Here is an 18910-nt window from a genome sequence, read left to right on the forward strand (position 1 = left end):
AAAATTTCATTTTCTTCAAGACATTTCAACTTCGCTCAAGGTGATATTTATTTTTTTATGCAAAGTTTACTTGATGGATTCCAGAATTTGCTCATCCTTTTGTTTTGAAGAAAAGTTGATGGCACACTCAATCAATGCCAAGTGGGAATAAGCTTGAGGGAAATTACCCAACAAGCGCTTGGTTTTAAAATCAATGTCTTCACTGAACAGACCCAAATGGTTGCTATAGCTCAACAAGCGTTCAAATTGCTCCAAAGCCTTCTGTTCCTCCCCTATTTTGTACAACGCATTGATAAACCAAAATGTACAAATAGTGAAGGATGACGAAGGAAGTCCAAAATCATCCTCGTTCTTGTAACGATACAGTAGTCCGTCGTTGCTCAAACCATCCTCGATGGCCTTAACCGTACTTACATATTTTGGATCACGGGCATGGATAAACCCATAAGGTTCCATCAACAATACGGAAGCATCTAAATGACGTGAACCATAACTTTGCACAAATGCATTAATGTCGCTGTTCCATGCATTCTTGTGGATATCCTCCTTGATCTCTTGCTCAAGAGCTGTCCAGCGTTCCAGTTTACGTGTTTTACCGAACATTTTAGCCACTTTTATGGCCCTGTCCAATGCAACCCAACATAATACTTTTGAGAAAGTAAAGTGTCTGTCATCCCCTCTAAACTCCCAAATACCTTTATCCGGTTCTTCCCAGTGCTTACCAACAATCCAAACAATACCTTTGGTAATATTCCAGAGTTCCTCAACATTTTCGATATCGTTACTAAAGTTGCGCAATTGCTCATAGATTACATCCATGAGAATCCCATAGATATCGTTCTGTTTTTGCATGTAAGCGGCATTACCGACACGTACGGGCTTAGACCCTTTATAACCATCTAAATGATCTAATGCCTTTTCGGTCAGCTTTTTCTCCTTATTAATGCCATACATAATTTGGAGTTTTTCATCCTTGTCCGGCATCAAATCAATAATAAACTGAAGATAGCGCTTGGCCGAGTTTTTATGACCGAGTTCAGAAACCACTTTGATCACCATAGAAGCATCTCGAATCCAGCAAAAACGATAATCCCAATTCCTAACCTCACCAATTGTCTCCGGCAAGGAAGTGGTTGCCGCCGCCAAAACAGCCCCGGTTTTGTCGTAAGTCAACATTTTTAGCGTGATGGCACTACGAATAATTTCATCCTTAAACTTTTGGTAATGAGGCGTTTTTGCAGCCCAATCCAACCAATACACCTTGGTGCGCTCAAGCTCCAGTCCCATGGAATCGGTAGTGGGTTTTAAAATCTTTTCATTGTAACATATGAGAAAATATCCATCTTCCTCCAAGCTGATCACATCCCCCGCTAAAATCCTCTCTTTATCAAAAGAAGTATATAAAAACAGCGTATCATATTTGATTTTTTGGGTAAGGCTGGCTATAAAATCCTCTTTAACATAATGCTTGGTCTTACCCATAGCATATTCCAGTTTTGGATCGTACTTTACAGCAAATTTTGGCTTTCCGGAAATGTATTTTACGTACCTAATAATCTCTGGTTGTGCTTTATATTTCCCGTTCATCTTGTGGTGTCGGGGCATAAAATCGTGCACTTCGAAAACATTGTCACCTTCAGAGAATCTGGTGATCAAGATTGCAGTGTACCTAAAATATTCTTGCTCAATGGTGTAGTTCCCTTGAGGAATAACTTCAAAACTACCCCCTTTCTGTTCGTCCAACAGTTTTGCAAACACAGATGTAGAGTCAAACTGTGGCAAACAGCACCAGTCTATGGAGCCTTCTTTGGAAATTAATGCCGCACTCCTGCAATTTCCTATAATTCCGTAATTCAAATTGTCCATAGCTCAAAAATTCTCAAAAGGGTTATAATGAATTGGTTTTGCGCTCGAATTTCCCGATTTTTAAAGAAACAAAAAATTAAAATACGTCAAAAATCATCCTTTTATGGGCAAAACTATCATAATCTCAAATCGACTACCTGTTCAATTACAAATTAGCAATGGAACTATCAATGCGATACCGAGTGTTGGAGGATTGGCCACAGGGATGAAATCTGTACACAGTGGCGGAGAAAGTTTATGGATAGGCTGGTCCGGACTTACAGAAGAAGATACTCCCGATGAATTGGAAGGAGATATTGACAAGGCTTTAAAAGAACATGGCTGTGCAAAGGTAAAACTGAACGCGGAGGAAATTGATGGGTTTTATTTTGGATTCAGTAATAGGACCATTTGGCCCCTTTTCCATTATTTTTTGAAGTATTCCGAGTTTGAACTTAATTATTGGGAGACCTACAAATCCGTAAACCAAAAATTTGCGGACGCTATTATCGAAAATTCAGATGAAGATGATACCATCTGGGTACACGACTATCAATTAATGCTCGTTCCACAAATGGTTCGTGAAAAACGCCCGGACACTACCATTGGTTTCTTCCTTCATATCCCCTTTCCATCTTTCGAAATATTCAGAACCTTACCATGGCGTGAAGAAATATTGGAAGGTTTATTGGGCTCGGACCTAATTGGGTTCCACACCTATGACTACGAAAGGCATTTTTTAAGTTCGGTACGTAGATTGCTTGGCTTGGATGTAAGCTTCAACGAAATATATCTGGACAACAGGGTAATCAAAGTGGATTCCTTTCCCATGGGAATCGATTACAAGAAATTTCGTGAGGCCGCAGTGCTCCACGATTCCAAAAGCAAAGACGAACGCAGCGACCTGCAAGTTCGTTTAGACAACCACAAGGCATCAACACCAGATGCAAAGCTCATTCTTTCCATAGACCGTTTGGATTATAGTAAGGGAATTGCAAAACGTATCAATGCCTTTGAATATTTTCTTCAAAAATACCCAGAATACAAGGAAAAGGTACGTTTGATCATTCTCGCCGTACCATCACGCTCCAATGTTCCTCAATATCAATTACTTAAAAGAGAGGTAGATGAATTGGTAGGTAGAATTAACGGAGAATTATCCACAGTAAACTGGACCCCTATTTGGTATTTCTACCGATCACTTCCCTTCGAAAGCCTGATCGACCTGTACACCTCCAGCGACATCGCATGGCTAACACCTCTTAGAGATGGGATGAACTTGGTCGCCAAAGAATATATTGCTACCAGAACGGACAAGTCCGGGGTGCTTATCTTGAGTGAAATGGCAGGATCCGCATACGAAATGAACGAGGCCCTTTTGATTAATCCCAATAATTTTGAACAGCAGGCCGACACCCTTAAAAGGGCATTTAACATGCCCTTGGAAGAGCAAGTTTCCCGAAACAATTTTTTACAAAAAAGATTGGAACGTTACAATGTGGAAGTCTGGGCCAACGATTTTATGAACGCCCTACAAGAAAAGAAAGACCTTGGTAAGGCTTTTATTTCGGAGAAAATGTCCCCCGAAATATTGCTTAACATTGAACAGGAGTACGGCAAATCCAAAAATAGATTATTGTTTCTGGATTATGATGGGACTTTGGCCGGTTTTCACAAAGATCCGCAAAAGGCATCTCCAGATGATGAATTATATGAACTTTTGGACGAGTTGCACCAACAGGAAAACACAACCGTATTTTTGATCAGTGGTCGGGATAAGCAAACATTTACACGTTGGTTCTTGCACAAAAAATACAATATGATCGTAGAGCACGGGGTATGGATCTCCAGGGATGGTCAAGAATTTAAACTATTGGAGCAGGTAAAAGGCGACTGGATGGATAAAATTAGACCCGTTCTAGAGTCTTTTGTAGACAGGACACCAGGCTCTTTTATTGAAGAAAAAAATTATTCCTTAGCCTGGCATTATCGAAATACAGACCCCGATTTTGGTGAAAAAAGAGCCACTGAACTCAATACCGTACTGCGAAGTTTAATAGGCAACGACGACATTAGCGTACTCAATGGAAACAAAGTAATGGAAATAAAAAGCAGTAACGTGAACAAAGGTAGGGCTGCCACTCGTATGTTAAGTGAAGATGATTACGACTTTGTTTTTGCCATTGGGGATGATTGGACAGATGAATTCATGTTTCAAGAACTGCCCGATTCAACAGTTACGGTAAAAGTCGGGCTTCAGAAAACACAAGCCAAATACCATGTGGAAAATACCACAAGGGTAAGGCAACTTTTAAAACGATTTACAAAACCATGAAACGAGCGTTTTACCTAATTTGCTTTTTAGCCCTATCCCTACAAACTTGGGGACAGGCAGAAACTGAAGTATATCTCTTTGATTTAAAAGTAAATAACGGTAAAGCTATATTGAGCAACCCCAAAAACATTTCAAACAATCCGGGGTACGACAATCAGCCATCTTTTTGGGATGATGACACTGTACTGTTCGCTGCCACCAGAAATGGTCAAACCGATATTCTTCAATTTAATGTAAACAAGGGCAGTACCTCGTCTTGGTTAACATATACCACCGCAGGAAGCGAGTACTCCCCACTTCGGATACCGGGCAAAAATGCTTTTTCCGCTATCCGTTTGGATGTAGATGGACTCCAACGGCTTTACGAGTATAATTTTAAAACGGGTGAATCCATACCAATTTCAGATTTAAAAATTGGGTATCATGTGTGGTTGGATGAACATACCCTAGTTGCCACGGTTTTGATCGAGAACCGTATGGACCTTGTGGTCATTGACCTCAAAGAAAAAACCCATAATACCGTTTATCAAAATGTGGGTCGGTCACTACACCAGATACCAAATTCGCATTTAGTGAGTTTCATTGGTAAAAAAAATAGTGCGTGGGAGATTTTGTCCTTGAATCCGATTACAAACGAAGTCAAAAAAATTGTGGATACATATGGTCAAGAGGAGGACATCTGCTGGTTGAACGAGAACACTATCATTACAGGAGCAGGTAAAAAACTAATGTCAAAAAAAATAGGTTCGGATAGTGAGTGGGAACCCATTATCGTTTTTGACCAAGAGGAAATCAACAATATAAGTCGGATTGCCATTAGCCCAAACCATAATAGATTGGCATTTGTTGCGGAAGAATCCCCTTCAAAAGTCATTCAAAATCAAGTGAACTCCTTCAACAAAAGAGATTTGGAGGGTTTTGTAGCTTGTTTTGCTGACAATGTACTGGTTAGCAAATTCCCGGAGGAAAAAATGTACCAGGGAACAACCGCCATGCGGGAAAATTACGAACGGTTCTTCGCTAATGTAAAAACTTCAAGTGTAGAAGTTGCAAATCGCATAATTCTGGGCAATACCATAATTGATGAAGAAATTACCAAAGTAGACGGACGGGAAGGTCAGCAAGTAGCAATCTATCAAGTGGGCTCTGGCAAAATCTCTTCAATGACCTTTATATTCCCCGATGGCCCCTTAACCGATGCGGAAACCATAGTTGAAGAACAATTGAAAGCTTACAACAATAGAGATGTTGATGCTTTCGCCGAAACATATGCGGAAGATGTTGAACTGTATCAATTCCCTCATAAACTCAATTTAAAAGGCAATTCTCAACTTAAACAACAGTATAAAGGATTTTTTGACAACACTCCGGATCTTCATTGTGAAATTAAGAACAGAATAGTATTGGGCAACAAGGTGATTGATGAAGAATCTGTATCAGTGAACGGTTCCATTTTTAGAGCTGTGGCCATATATGAAGTGGAAAATGGTCAGATTGCCAAAGTTACTTTTATCCAAAACTAAGTATCACTGTTTTTAACATAACTAGAAATTCCCCATAAGGTAGCTTTGGGTAGTTTTTCCTATTTTTATAGCTTAGATTTTCTAGGAAAAACTCAACTCAAACAAATTATGAAGAATTACCTCCCCCTTCTTTCTGCACTTTTTATTCTTTCTACTACAGCAGCGCAGACCGATACGAGAATTTACGATATCATCAATGCAGTTTCCGCTGAACGAATCGAGAGTGATGTTACCACGTTGGTGAATTTTGGAACACGGCATACATTAAGCGACACTGTTTCCCAAACCCGAGGAATCGGAGCTGCCAGAAGATGGATTAAATCAGAATTCGAAAAAATATCTTCGGACTGTGATAATTGCCTCGAAGTTTTCTATCAAAAAAACTTGATAGAAAAAGGCGATAATGCCCGAATTGTGAAGGATGTGGAAATTGTAAATGTGGTAGCCATCAAAAGAGGAACCAAATTCCCGAACCGTTTTATAATAATGAGCGGTGATATTGATTCACGAGTCAGTGACCCAACCAATTACACTTCCGATTCACCAGGTGCCAACGATAACGCCAGTGGAATGGCCGGAACCATAGAGGCAGCTCGGGTGCTATCCAAATACAATTTTGAAAGTAGTATTATATTTGTTGGCTTATCGGGTGAAGAGCAAGGCCTTTATGGAGGAAAAGGATTGGCAGCCTATGCCAAGGAAAAAGAATGGGACATTGTGGGTATCCTTAACAATGATATGATCGGGAACATTACCGGAGTCGATGGGGTTGTCAGCAATAGGGATTTTAGGATTTTCTCCGAACCTGTACCTCCTACGGAAACAGAGCAAGAGCGAAGAGCAAGACGTTTTTATGGAGGTGAAGTGGATGGTATTTCTAGGCAATTGGCGAGATATGTTTACAAAACAACCAAAACCTATATGCCCGAAATGAATCCGATGATGATCTATCGTTTGGATAGATTCGGGAGAGGCGGGCATCACAGACCTTTTAACGACGCTGGCTATGCAGGCATACGGATTATGGAGGCACACGAAAACTACACACAGCAACACCAAGACATACGCGTAGAAGATGGTATTGCTTATGGTGATGTTTTGGAGCATGTAAACTTTGAATATGCAAAAAAACTTACGGCCGTAAATGCCATAAACCTAGCTTCCATTGCATGGGCACCACCTGCACCTGAAACCGTGGAAATAGGCGGAATCGTGGAACCAAATGCCAAATTAAGATGGAGTGAGGTTGATGGCGCCGTTGGATACAAGATTTATTGGAGGGATACCACCTCGCCTACTTGGGACAATTACAGATATGTTGGTGATGTAACGGAGCACACTTTAGAGGGAATTGTAATCGATAACTTTTTCTTTGGTGTTTCTTCCGTTGGCAAAGATGGCCACGAAAGTCCAGTGGTTTTCCCAAATAAGGTTTTTAGATAAAAACAAAATCATATAAATGAGATTAAGTTTTCCGACCATTACCCTCTTATTTTTGGCATGGAGCATCAATGCGCAAGAATTCACTAGACAGGACACCTTAAGGGGGACCATAACCCCAGAAAGGGAATGGTGGGACTTGAACTATTATGACCTCAACGTAAAAGTAGAGCCTTTCAAGAAATATATTTCTGGCTACAATGTGGTGAGGTACAAAGTTTTGCAAGAGGCAAAAACCCTACAGATCGACCTTCAGGAACCTATGGTCATTGAATCTATTACCCAGGAAGGCAAGAAGTTAAAGTTTACTTCGGAAGGAAACGCACATTTCATCAAACTAAAGAAAAAACAGGTTCCAGGAGATTTTAACGAGCTTAAAATTGTGTACTCTGGTTATCCTCGTGAAGCGGTCCGTGCCCCTTGGGACGGAGGTTTTTCGTGGAAAGAGGACGAAAATGGCAATCCATTTGTCGCCACATCTTGCCAAGGTCTAGGAGCAAGTGTTTGGTGGCCCAATAAAGACCACATGTATGATGAAGTGGATAGCATGCGAATCAGCATCACTGTTCCCGACCACCTCATGGATGTTTCCAACGGACAGTTGGAGAGTGTTGAAGAAAATGGTGAATCCAAAACTTTTAATTGGGTGGTTAAAAACCCGATAAATAACTACGGAGTAAATGTAAATATTGGAAATTACACCCATTTTGGTGAAACATACGAAGGTGAAAATGGTTCGCTGCAACTGGATTATTATGTGTTGCCCGAAAACTTGGATAAAGCCAAAACTCAATTTGCCCAAACCCCAATGATGATTCGCGCCTTTGAACAATGGTTTGGCCCCTACCCTTTTTACGAAGACGGTTTTAAATTAGTGGAAGTGCCCTATTTGGGTATGGAACACCAAAGTTCGGTAACCTACGGTAATAAATTTGAAAATGGTTATTTGGGCCGTGATCTTTCAGGTACTGGTTGGGGTCTTAAATTTGATTTTATCATTATCCACGAAGCAGGCCATGAGTGGTTTGCCAACAACATCACCTATAAAGATATTGCCGATATGTGGGTGCACGAGGGCTTTACAGCCTATTCGGAGAACCTGTACCTCGATTATCATTTTGGCAAAAAGGCCGCTGCGGAATATGTGATCGGAACCCGTGCTAATATCCAAAACGACCGCCCAATAATTGGTCCGTATGGGGTAAACAAAAGTGGCTCTGGAGACATGTACTACAAGGGAGCAAACATGCTTCATACCCTTCGTCAATTGATTGAGGATGATAATAAATGGCGAGATATACTGAGGGGTCTCAACAAAGATTTTTATCATCAAACCGTTACATCGGAACAAATAGAAAATTATCTGAGTGATAAATCCGGGAAGGATTTATCCGCTTTTTTTGATCAATACCTTCGAACAACCATGATTCCCAAACTGGAATATCAAATCAATGGCAAAACCATCAGATATAGATATGTGAACATTGTGGACCATTTTGATATGCCCATTAAAATAGTTGTGGATAATACCGAAAAATGGTTGTTCCCCAATGCGGAATGGAAGACAGAAAAATTGGAAAGTTCTCAAGTTGAATTTGATAAAAACTTCTACATAGAGACCCAAAAAATATAACTTGAAAAAGTATCCGGAACACTATTTTAAAAATGATACAGCGTGGCGCGAATGGCTTCATGAAAATCATGAAACCCAAACAGGTGTCCACCTTATTTTTTACAAAGTGGAGCACCATAAAGAAAGTATGCGATGGGAAGAAGCCGTTAAAGTCGCACTTTGCTATGGATGGATAGACAGCACAGTAAAAAGCTTGGGGGATGGCAAGCGCAAGCAATACTTCTGCCCCAGAAAACCAAAAAGCACATGGAGCAAAGTAAACAAGGACTATATCAAAGATTTAACCACTGATGGCCTGATGCACAAAAGTGGGCTCCTTGCCATTAAAGTCGCTAAAGAGAATGGTTCTTGGACCGAACTGGACGATGTGGAAAATGGTGTGATTCCTGTAGACTTGCAAAAAGCATTTGACAGCCATCAAACTGCCCAAGAAAACTTTAAATGTTTTACCAAGAGTCAGCAAAAAAGTTATCTCTATTGGCTTAAACAGGCCAAACGAGACGAGACAAGAAAAAAAAGAATCAAGGAAATCGTAGTGCTCGCAGAACAAAACATCAAATACAGAAACCAATAAAGGTTCACTTACCATATTTTCTATGGTAAATGAATGCGGCGATTCCGCCGACCAGAGCAAATGCGCTCAACATCCAAAACACATGTTGATGACCTATTTCTTCACCCGGGTGAGCATCCAATAGCATTCCGTAAGCAGGACCTGCAAAAACATCGGGTGTATAGCCAATCAATGAAATAAGTCCCACCGCCGTACCGGTCAAAGTCAATGGAATTTTGCCTACTTGCATCACGCCAAAATAAAGTGCCCTTGTGGCATAAACACCTGCCGCGATAACCACAACCGACATAAAGAACAAAAGTGTGGTTGTTGGGGCAATTACTCCGCTAGCAAAGAGCAAACCTCCGATCAGAGTCAAAATAAAACTGACCACCAATAACCAGGTGATTTTTAATTTATCCGCAATTAAGCCAAAAAGTATACCTGTAGTCGGCCTAAGAAATTGAAGCAGTGTTCCCACTTTAGCGGCATCCACTTGATTATACTGCATCACTTCTTCCGCATATTGAGAAATAATATCGGTAATCTTATATCCCACATAACCACAGAGAATAATAACCATCAGCAACCATACAGATGGTAACCGTAATACTTGTTTCATCTCTGGCCAAGCGATTCGCTCCAACGTATCGCGCTCCGATGTATCTTTGGATTTCATAAAAAACCATACCAATACCCCGATACATATGATTATGACCGAAGAAAAATACAGCACATAGGTAAATGCTTCCTTGCGGTCATTTAAATCTGCCAACTCTGGTGTCTTCACCAAGAAAAAAGAAAAGACGACTACACCCAACAAACTGAACAAGCCACCAGTAAGGCCACGACCTCCATCCAAAAAACCAAAAGCTTTCCCTTGAGAATCGGCTCCACCCCATATTCGGGTTGCCTTGATCATTGGGGCCCAAAACAAAAAGATAGTGGTAAATCCCCACCAACCGTATAAAATTTGCAGAATCACTAAATCAGGATATTGCGCAAAAAGAAAACCTCCCAAAGCGGTCATCCATAACGCAAGGGCAATTAATTTTCTTGGTGGGTATTTATCGGCCAAAGGCCCTCCGACAACATAGGAAACCATGGCCACCAATCCATAAACTGAAAAGCAAAGTCCGAGCTGAACATTGTCCAACTCCAAAACATCGAGTACCGTAGGTCTAAAAACACGGGGCAAAACAAATGGAAGAATAAAAATTGCCTCCCCTGACAGAATCAGTAATAGTAAATAGACCCAACTTGGTTTTGTTTCCTTCAAAACTTGTATTTGGTTAAAAATCACCAAAAAAAATGGAAAATCCCAAAGGGTTGAAGAATAAAAAATCGGGTATCTTTAAGAATTCAAAAAATCAACCATTTATGACCCGACTCCTGTTTTCCGCCCTACTATTTCTTCTTGCAATAGGATGTAAAAAGGACAAGACCAACCATTATGACCTTGCCATAACCAATGCCCAGATAATAGATTTGGAGGATGGCATAGTGGAACAAAAGAACATTTATATTACCAATGGAAAGATTGAAGCGGTGGATGCCTGTATATTTAAGGCAGACTCCATTATCGATGCGACAGGAAAGTATGTACTGCCGGGTTTTTGGGACAATCACATTCACTTACGGGGTGGTGATTCACTCATATCGAACAACAAAAATTTCTTGAAACTTTTTATTGCCAATGGCATCACAACCGTTCGTGATGCAGGTGGTGACCTCACCCACGAAGTAATGAAATGGAAAAGCCAAATCGCCAAAGAAGAAATGGTTGGGCCTACCATTTTTACGGCTGGACCAAAAATTGATGGCCCCGACGGAAGCTGGGCGGGTTCGTTAGAAGTGGAATCCGAAACTGATGTGATAAATGCCTTGGATTCTTTGGAAGCCTTGAATGTGGATTTCGTAAAAATTTACGACAGCAGAATTTCCCCTGAAAACTATATACATTCCATTGAAGAAGCCAAAAAAAGAGGTTTCACCGTTTCTGGCCATATGCCCTTCACCGTTACATTGGATGAAACCATAAATGCCGGCATGGATGGGATTGAGCACCTTTATTATATAATGAAAGGCTGCGCCAGCAACGAAATTGAGGTAACCGATAAACTGAACAAGGGAGAAATGGGGTTCTGGGGAGCCATGCCCGCTTTAATGGAAGGGTACGCGGATAGTACAGCTCAGAAAACTTTTACCAAGTTAAAGTCAAACAATGTCTTTGTAGTGCCCACGCTTCATATTGGCAAAACCTTAAGTTATCTGGATGAAGTAGACCACAGTAAGGACGAATACTTAAAATATATGGGCAGTGGATTGATCCAGACCTATCAAGGAAGAATACAATCGGCCCTAAATTCATCGGAAGAGGCCCGAGCCAACCGCAAAAATTTGGATGCATTTTTTGGCGAATTGGCTTATGATCTAAACAATGCAGGAGTACAGTTATTGGCTGGTTCGGATAGCGGAGCATTTAACTCTTACACCTACCCTGGCATATCATTGCATAAAGAACTGCAGGCTATGGTAAAGAATGGTATCTCTCCGCTTCATGCACTGAGAACATCCACAGTGAACGGAGCAGAATTTCTAGGTAAAACCGAAGGATATGGAAACATTTCCAAAGGAAAGGTTTCAGATATAGTGATTTTAGATGCCAATCCTCTGGAAGACATTAAAAACACCGAAAAAATCTTCACGGTCATCAAAGGAACACAAGTGTTTTCTAAAAGCCAATTAGAACAACTATTGCAAAACGCCGTAATGGATTAATCCAAAAAGAACAAACCATGCAACCAAAACATCTCATCCTTTTTATTCTTGTTTTAAGTTTCAATAGCATTCAGTCTCAAACCCTGCTTATACCCGAACGTGTTTTTGATGGAATCGCCATGCATGAGGACTGGGTGGTTGCCGTGGAGGAAAATCGTATCACTTATACTGGTCCCATTAATGGGTTGAAACAAGTCAATTCCTATGTAAAGCAAGAATTAAAGGGCATGACCTTAATGCCCGGTATTATCGAGGGTCATTCCCACTTATTGTTGCATCCTTACAACGAAACCGAATGGAACGACCAAGTTTTGAAGGAATCACCCACCGAAAGAGCGGTCCGCGGTGTGGTCCATGCCAAAAAGTCCTTGATGGCCGGGGTTACCGCCATGCGCGATTTGGGCTCCGAAGGTGCTGGCTATACAGATGTTTACCTTAAAAAGACCATTGATGACGGTATAATCCCCGGTCCCCGTACACTAATGGCAGGGCCAGCGATTGTTGCAACCGGTGCTTATGGTCCAAAAGGGTTCCATGATGGTGTTACCGTTCCGTTAGGTGCAATGCCCGTAACTGGAACAGATGAGGCTATAAGGGAAGTCAGAACCCAAATGGGCAATGGAGCTAACCTTATCAAAATATATGCTGATTATCGGTGGGGAGCAGGCGAACCCTCGCAACCTACATTTTTACAGGAAGAAATAAATGCCATGGTTGCTGCCGCCAATACCGCTGGACGTTATGTTGTGGCCCATGCCAGTACACCAGAAGGGATGCGCAGGGCAATTTTGGGCGGTGTGGAAACCATAGAGCATGGTCACGAAGGCTCATTGGAAATCTTTACATTGATGAAGGAAAGAAATGTAGGCTACTGTCCCACCCTTGCCGCTGTTGAATCCATTTCACAATACCAAGGATGGCAAAAGGGCAAAGAACCAGATCCTGACCGAGTGGCCCAAAAGAAGAAATCCTTTAAACTGGCATTAGAATCTGGAGTGGATATTGTTTTTGGAGGTGATGTCGGTGTTTTTACCCATGGCGAGAATTACCGCGAATTGGAGTTAATGGTGGAATATGGAATGGAAGCAATTAAAGCTTTGCAATCGGCTACTTCTTTAAATGCGCGAGTGCTTCATTTTGATGAATTGGGAATATTAAAGGAAGGATATTTGGCCGATATAATTGCCGTGGAAGGTAACCCGGCGGAAAACATTTCTACTATGAAAAACGTCAAATTTGTAATGAAGGACGGTATCGTTTACAAAAACGAACAATAGCATATTCAAGAATCTTTCATTAACATCATTTTAAGAAATGAGGCAATGGTTTTTGGTATCTTTAGGCGACCGAAAAAATGACCATACCTCTTCAATGTATGCCCTTTTATCAGGTTAAAACTAAACTCAAATACAACAAACTCAACTAATGAAAAAATCAATCCTCTACCTTGTATTGCTGGTTACCGCTAGCATCACTGCACAAGATTTTGATGTAGAATTGTTACAGGACATCAAGCCCAGAAATATTGGTCCTGCGGGAATGAGCGGACGGGTAACTTCCATTGATGTGGTACACTCCAACCCCGATGTCATGTTCGTAGGAACTGCATCTGGCGGTCTATGGAAATCTACCTCCGGTGGTATTAAATGGGAGCCTGTTTTTGATAACGAAGTAACGGCATCCATTGGTGCAGTTGCCATTCAACAGTCCAATCCATCCGTAATCTGGGTAGGTACAGGAGAAGGTAACCCAAGAAACAGTCTTAATGGCGGATATGGTATTTATAAGTCCTTGGACGGAGGCAAAACCTGGAAGCCCATGGGATTGGAAAAAACCAGGCATATCCACAGGGTGATTATCGACCCAACAAACCCCGATGTTGTTTATGTCGGTGCCATTGGCTCACCTTGGGGAGAACACCCGGAACGAGGAGTTTTTAAAACTACCGATGGTGGTGAAACTTGGGAAAAGGTCTTGTTCGTAAACAACAAAACAGGTGTTGCCGATTTGGTAATGGACCCAAAAAATCCAAACAAATTGATTGCTGCCATGTGGGAACACAAAAGAGACCCTTGGTTCTTTAAATCTGGTGGTGAAGGAAGTGGCTTGCACATTACCCATGATGGCGGTAAAACCTGGAAAAAAATTACAGAGGAAGATGGACTGCCCAAAGGAGATTTGGGTAGGATCGGGGTTGCAATAGCTAGGAACAAACCCAATATCATCTATGCCTTGGTAGAAGCAAAAAAGAACGCACTTTACAAATCTACCGATGGCGGTTTTAAATGGGAGAAAGTAAACGATAAAAGCGATATTGGAAATCGACCATTTTACTATTCAGAAATATACGTTGACCCACAAAATGAGAATCGTGTGTATTCCGTTTTCACGTACATAAATGTGTCCGAGGACGGTGGTAAAAACTTTACACAATTAATGCCATCCTATGGAGTGGACAATGGTGTTCACCCCGATCACCATGCCTGGTGGATTCATCCTAAAAACGGACAATTTATGCTAGATGGGAACGATGGAGGGCTAAACATAACCAAAAACGGAGGTAAAACATGGCGCTTTATTGGCAATCTACCTGTGGCCCAGTTCTACCACATTAATACGGACAATGAATATCCTTACAATGTGTACGGTGGAATGCAGGACAATGGCTCTTGGAGAGGACCGGCCTATGTGTGGAAAGCCCAAGGTATAAGAAACAGTTATTGGCAAGAAATCGCCTTTGGTGATGGTTTCGATGTAGTTCCAGATAGGGACGACAGTCAATATGGATATGCGATGAGCCAACAAGGTTTTGTTAGCCGATACGATTGGAAAACAGGCGATGGTTACATTGTTCGCCCTACCCCTCCCGATGCGGATACACAATTAAGATTTAACTGGAACGCTGCCATTGGTCAAGACCCTTTTAACAATAGCACCGTTTATTTTGGAAGTCAATTTGTACACAAATCCACGGATAAAGGTTTGACCTGGGAGGTGATTTCCCCAGATTTGACCACCAATGATAAAGAAAAACAAAAGCAAAGCGAAAGTGGTGGCCTGACAATGGATGCCACTGGAGCCGAAAATCACTGTACCATTATTGTAATAGAACCTTCGCCTGTGGAAGAGAACATGCTTTGGGTAGGTACGGATGATGGACGAGTTCACTTTACACAAAATGGCGGTGAAACATGGGTCGATGTTACCAAAAACATCAAAGGTTTACCCACAGGAAGCTGGATTCCACAGATCAAAGCATCACAAAATAACAAAGGTGAAGCCTTATTGGTGGCCAACGATTATAGGAGATTCAATTATGCTCCATATGCCTACCGAACCACAGACTACGGAAAAACCTGGACCCGAATAGTTGACGAAAATGATGTGGCCAGCTATGCGCTTTCCATAATTGAAGACCCAGAAAACCCAAACCTTATGTTCTTGGGAACCGATGACGGACTTTACATTTCTTTGGATGCTGGAAAAACTTGGAAAAAATGGAACAAGGATTTCCCTACCGTTTCCACCAAGGATTTGGCCATTCACCCAAGAGAACAAGATTTGGTTATTGGAACTTTTGGAAGGGCAGCTTGGGTTTTGGATGATATTCGTCCGTTACGGAAATTGGCAGGAAATACATCCATATTACAGAAAGAGGTGAGTTTGTTCGATAGTCCGGATGCTTATTTAGCGGCTTATCAGCAACCTACCGGAGGTAGATTTGGTGGCGATGCTATTTATAGTGGAGAAAACCGCAATTCAGGTGCGATGATCACGTACTACTTAAAAGAAGCGGTCAGCAAGGATAAAGAAGAAAAGAAAGAGGACAACGAAGCTGAGGAGGAAAAAGCCGAAGCAAAAACCAAAGATTCCATTTTCTTTGAATTTTATGACGGTGACAGACTCATTAGAACTTTAAAACAAAAAGCGCCGAAAAAAGCTGGATTCCATAGAATCTATTGGAACTTGGATGAAAAAGGACCTGAAAGACCTTCAAGAACCATCAGGAAAAATTCTAGAGAACGTGGCGGAGTCACTGTTAAACCTGGCACTTACAAAGTAAAGGTGATATACGGAGAGGCATCCGATTCAACTTCCGTTACGGTAAAAACGGACCCCAGACTTAAAGTTAACCTAGCTTCCATTGATGAAGTTTACGAAACAGGTAAAAAGCTGGAAGGTTATACTCAAACCGCAGCAGATGCAGTAAAACAACTGGTGGAAAGTAAAAATTTGGCCGAGAAGTTTAAAAAAGAGCTTAAGGAACTGGATAAAGACAAGTTCAAAGATCAAATCAAAGCATCGGAAGACATTGTAAAGGAAATCGATTCTGTGATAGCACTTTATTTGGGCAAAGAAGATAAAAGACAGGGAATCACCGATGACCCAAACCCTAACGTAATGTCCAGATTGGGAACTGCTTCTTACTATGTAAACACAAGGAAATCTGGTATCACAGCGACGGAAACAAGAATGATTCGATTTGCTGAAGAGGAACTAAAGGCAGCATTGGATAAAACCAATGCCTTCTTTAATGGAGATTGGAAATCGTATAGAACTTCCATTGAATCATTGGATCTATCTCCTTTTAAAGAGACCGAAAGTTTCAATTTAAAAAAGTAGAACTCCCCCATAATTGTTATGGGAGCATAAAAGAAGAAAATAAATGATCAAAAGATTAGCTGGCATACTATTTATCATATTTGGATTATCGACCGTACATGCGCAACAACCTGGAGAAGATGAACTAGGAGCTTGGTACATGTATTTTGGAACCAACAAGGTATCTGAGCGCTGGAGTGTGCATACGGAAGCCCAGTTCCGTTTTTATGAGACCACCTCCAATTTCAACCAAATGCTCTTAAGAACAGGGCTCAATTATCACATCAATGAGAATGCCATTGCAACCGGAGGGTATGCGTTTATTGATACGGACAACACTTTCTATGAGTTTGAAGGTGAACTGAACTCCAAAGAGCATAGGATTTTTGAGCAGTTTATTTTAAAGAACAAGGTGTGGGAACTTTTGTTCGAGCATCGGTACAGATTGGAACAGCGGTTCTTGGATTTTGGGGAGACCACCGATACTCAGCATCGTGCACGTTATCGAATTCAAATGACATTGCCACTCACCAACACTTTTTTTCTCAACTTTTATGATGAATTATTCATCAACTTGCAAGACGATCTTTTTGGACAAAACAGATTGTATGGTGCTGTTGGTGTGAACATTACCGAAAACAGCAATATTCAAATCGGCTACCTGCGCAATCAGTTTTCCAATGCTGTTTATGACCGTTTACAGTTGGCCATTTTTTACAATCCAGACCTAAGAGGCCTTTTTAAAAAGAACAAGCCATAAAAATTGAACGGGTAAATGGTTGACAGCAGTTCAAATATTCCCTAACTTATAGGCTAACCTTAAAAAATTTCATTTTTAATGAGAAAAGTACAAATAACGGCCCTAGCGCTAGTATTTATAACAGCTTTTAGCTGCAAACAAGCAAAAAAAGAAGCAGAAGAAACAACAGAAGAAGTTGAAGCCACTGTTGATGAAGTGGTCGAGACCATAGACCCCGAAGTCATAACTTTTTCCATGGAACCAAAAAGTGATAGCAACGTAAACGGTGAAGTTGTTTTTACCGAAAATGAAGGCGAAGTGATCATGAGAGCCACCTTTACCGGACTGGATGAAGGAGAGCACGCCATTCATTTGCACGAGAAAGCGGATTGCTCCTCTGCCGACGGTAAATCCACGGGAGGACATTGGAACCCTACATTTGAACAACATGGAAAATGGGGCTCCGAAGACGGATACCACAAAGGGGATATCGGCAACTTTACCGCAACAGCCGAAGGAACGGCCACCGTTGAGTTTGCAACAGACGAATGGTGCATTGGTTGTGGCGATGAGAAAAAGGATATTCTTGGAAAAGCGGTTATTGTACACCAAGGAACAGATGACTTTACTTCTCAACCTTCTGGTGCTGCTGGTGCAAGAATTGCTTGTACAGGCATCATTCAATAACAGCACTTACAGAATACATTATTAAAAGCTGTCCCATGTGGCAGCTTTTTTTATTGACCACCCTTTAATTATTGCCTAACTTAGACAAGAAATTTAAAATATCCAGAATGAAAAAAATTCAAGTTGCTGTTTTGGGACTATTTTTAGTAGCCGCCTTCAGTTGCAAGCAAACAAAAAAAGAAGAAGAAAAAACGGAAGAAGCAGTTACAACTTATAGCATTGTAGAGGACTCCACCAATGTTAAGTTCACTGCTTACAAAACAACGGACAAAGTTCCTGTTGGTGGAACCTTCAAAGAAATTGAGTTGACCTATACCGCAGGTGAAACGCCAATCGAAACTTTAGACGGTTTGGAATTTAGCATTCCGATCAGCAGTCTATTCACAAATGACCCGACAAACACAAGGGATCCAAAAATCATAGAATTCTTTTTTGACAAAATGGTAGAGACCCAATCCATAAGTGGGACTTTTACATTTAAAGAAGATAACAGCTGTGCCGTATTATTGAGCATGAACGGAGTGTCCACCGAACTTCCAATGGAGTATGAGATTACCGACGATAATCGCGTAAACTTCTCCGGAGTAATGGATTTAAAAGAATGGGATGCTTTGGAAGCATTGGCCTCTTTGAACGAAGCCTGTAAAATATTACATACTGGCGCCGACGGTGTTAGCAAAACTTGGGAAGATGTTGCCATTGAAGGATCTGTACTTTTAGTACAAGAGTAAAACTCCCCATACCGAACATTTATATTAAGAGGGTCGCCTTT

Annotated in this window: 13 protein-coding genes; 11 read left to right on the top strand and 2 right to left on the bottom strand. The window is 41.2% G+C overall.

What is annotated here, in order from left to right; all coding sequences use genetic code 11:
- Positions 1-66 precede the first annotated feature (66 nt).
- A complete protein-coding gene (locus PY091_RS02765) occupies positions 67-1866 on the bottom strand; it encodes a glycoside hydrolase family 15 protein (protein WP_275648227.1) in 1800 nt (599 codons plus the stop codon).
- A 103-nt stretch (positions 1867-1969) separates the two neighbouring features.
- Here PY091_RS02765 and PY091_RS02770 point away from each other — a divergent pair, with 103 nt between their 5' ends.
- The 5 genes from PY091_RS02770 to PY091_RS02790 all read left to right on the top strand — a co-directional run bounded on the left by PY091_RS02770 (position 1970) and on the right by PY091_RS02790 (position 9350).
- Positions 1970-4180 carry a bifunctional alpha,alpha-trehalose-phosphate synthase (UDP-forming)/trehalose-phosphatase gene (locus PY091_RS02770; protein ID WP_275648228.1) on the top strand — a complete coding sequence of 737 codons (2211 nt, stop codon included), beginning with the start codon at positions 1970-1972 and terminating at the stop codon, positions 4178-4180.
- Positions 4177-5703 carry a nuclear transport factor 2 family protein gene (locus PY091_RS02775; RefSeq protein WP_275648229.1) on the top strand — a complete coding sequence of 509 codons (1527 nt, stop codon included), beginning with the start codon at positions 4177-4179 and terminating at the stop codon, positions 5701-5703. The genes PY091_RS02770 and PY091_RS02775 overlap by 4 nt, the downstream gene beginning before the upstream one ends.
- Before the next feature lie 108 nt (positions 5704-5811).
- A complete protein-coding gene (locus PY091_RS02780) occupies positions 5812-7146 on the top strand; it encodes a M28 family metallopeptidase (protein ID WP_275648230.1) in 1335 nt (444 codons plus the stop codon).
- 16 nt (positions 7147-7162) lie between these two features.
- Positions 7163-8776: a M1 family metallopeptidase gene (locus PY091_RS02785; protein WP_275648231.1), complete on the top strand. Its 1614-nt coding sequence runs from the start codon at positions 7163-7165 to the stop codon at positions 8774-8776.
- A 1-nt stretch (position 8777) separates the two neighbouring features.
- Positions 8778-9350 carry a YdeI/OmpD-associated family protein gene (locus PY091_RS02790; RefSeq protein WP_275648232.1) on the top strand — a complete coding sequence of 191 codons (573 nt, stop codon included), beginning with the start codon at positions 8778-8780 and terminating at the stop codon, positions 9348-9350.
- Positions 9351-9354: 4 nt separating this feature from the next.
- Here the strand turns inward: PY091_RS02790 and PY091_RS02795 are convergent, their stop codons facing one another.
- Complete coding sequence (locus PY091_RS02795; protein WP_275648233.1) at positions 9355-10608, bottom strand: MFS transporter; 1254 nt, start codon at positions 10606-10608, stop codon at positions 9355-9357.
- A 32-nt stretch (positions 10609-10640) separates the two neighbouring features.
- Between PY091_RS02795 and PY091_RS02800 the strand changes: the two genes are divergently transcribed.
- The 6 genes from PY091_RS02800 to PY091_RS02825 all read left to right on the top strand — a co-directional run bounded on the left by PY091_RS02800 (position 10641) and on the right by PY091_RS02825 (position 18869).
- Positions 10641-12110 (top strand): amidohydrolase family protein, encoded by a 1470-nt coding sequence (locus PY091_RS02800; protein WP_275648234.1) that lies wholly within the window; start codon positions 10641-10643, stop codon positions 12108-12110.
- A gap of 17 nt (positions 12111-12127) precedes the next feature.
- The gene (locus tag PY091_RS02805) at positions 12128-13387 is read left to right on the top strand and encodes a metal-dependent hydrolase family protein (protein ID WP_275648235.1); all 1260 of its coding nucleotides are present in this window, start codon (positions 12128-12130) and stop codon (positions 13385-13387) included.
- Positions 13388-13535: 148 nt separating this feature from the next.
- Positions 13536-16733 carry a WD40/YVTN/BNR-like repeat-containing protein gene (locus PY091_RS02810; RefSeq protein ID WP_275648236.1) on the top strand — a complete coding sequence of 1066 codons (3198 nt, stop codon included), beginning with the start codon at positions 13536-13538 and terminating at the stop codon, positions 16731-16733.
- Between the two features lie 43 nt (positions 16734-16776).
- Complete coding sequence (locus PY091_RS02815) at positions 16777-17472, top strand: DUF2490 domain-containing protein (RefSeq protein WP_275648237.1); 696 nt, start codon at positions 16777-16779, stop codon at positions 17470-17472.
- 78 nt (positions 17473-17550) lie between these two features.
- Entirely contained in the window at positions 17551-18138 is a 588-nt protein-coding gene (locus tag PY091_RS02820) for a superoxide dismutase family protein (protein ID WP_275648238.1), read from the top strand.
- A 107-nt stretch (positions 18139-18245) separates the two neighbouring features.
- Positions 18246-18869, top strand: a complete 624-nt coding sequence (locus PY091_RS02825; RefSeq protein WP_275648239.1) for a hypothetical protein — start codon at positions 18246-18248, stop codon at positions 18867-18869.
- Positions 18870-18910: the final 41 nt, after the last annotated feature.

Origin of the sequence: Flagellimonas okinawensis (assembly GCF_029194005.1) — a bacterium.
GTDB classification, from domain to species: Bacteria; Bacteroidota; Bacteroidia; order Flavobacteriales; family Flavobacteriaceae; genus Flagellimonas; species Flagellimonas okinawensis.

Coding starts and splice junctions, on each gene's coding strand:
- PY091_RS02785 (WP_275648231.1), top strand. CDS start 7,163: ATGAGATTAAGTTTTCCGACCATTACCCTCTTATTTTTGGCATGGAGC.
- PY091_RS02775 (WP_275648229.1), top strand. CDS start 4,177: ATGAAACGAGCGTTTTACCTAATTTGCTTTTTAGCCCTATCCCTACAA.
- PY091_RS02770 (WP_275648228.1), top strand. CDS start 1,970: ATGGGCAAAACTATCATAATCTCAAATCGACTACCTGTTCAATTACAA.
- PY091_RS02805 (WP_275648235.1), top strand. CDS start 12,128: ATGCAACCAAAACATCTCATCCTTTTTATTCTTGTTTTAAGTTTCAAT.
- PY091_RS02820 (WP_275648238.1), top strand. CDS start 17,551: ATGAGAAAAGTACAAATAACGGCCCTAGCGCTAGTATTTATAACAGCT.
- PY091_RS02800 (WP_275648234.1), top strand. CDS start 10,641: ATGGAAAATCCCAAAGGGTTGAAGAATAAAAAATCGGGTATCTTTAAG.
- PY091_RS02780 (WP_275648230.1), top strand. CDS start 5,812: ATGAAGAATTACCTCCCCCTTCTTTCTGCACTTTTTATTCTTTCTACT.
- PY091_RS02815 (WP_275648237.1), top strand. CDS start 16,777: ATGATCAAAAGATTAGCTGGCATACTATTTATCATATTTGGATTATCG.
- PY091_RS02810 (WP_275648236.1), top strand. CDS start 13,536: ATGAAAAAATCAATCCTCTACCTTGTATTGCTGGTTACCGCTAGCATC.
- PY091_RS02825 (WP_275648239.1), top strand. CDS start 18,246: ATGAAAAAAATTCAAGTTGCTGTTTTGGGACTATTTTTAGTAGCCGCC.
- PY091_RS02765 (WP_275648227.1), bottom strand. CDS start 1,866: ATGGACAATTTGAATTACGGAATTATAGGAAATTGCAGGAGTGCGGCA.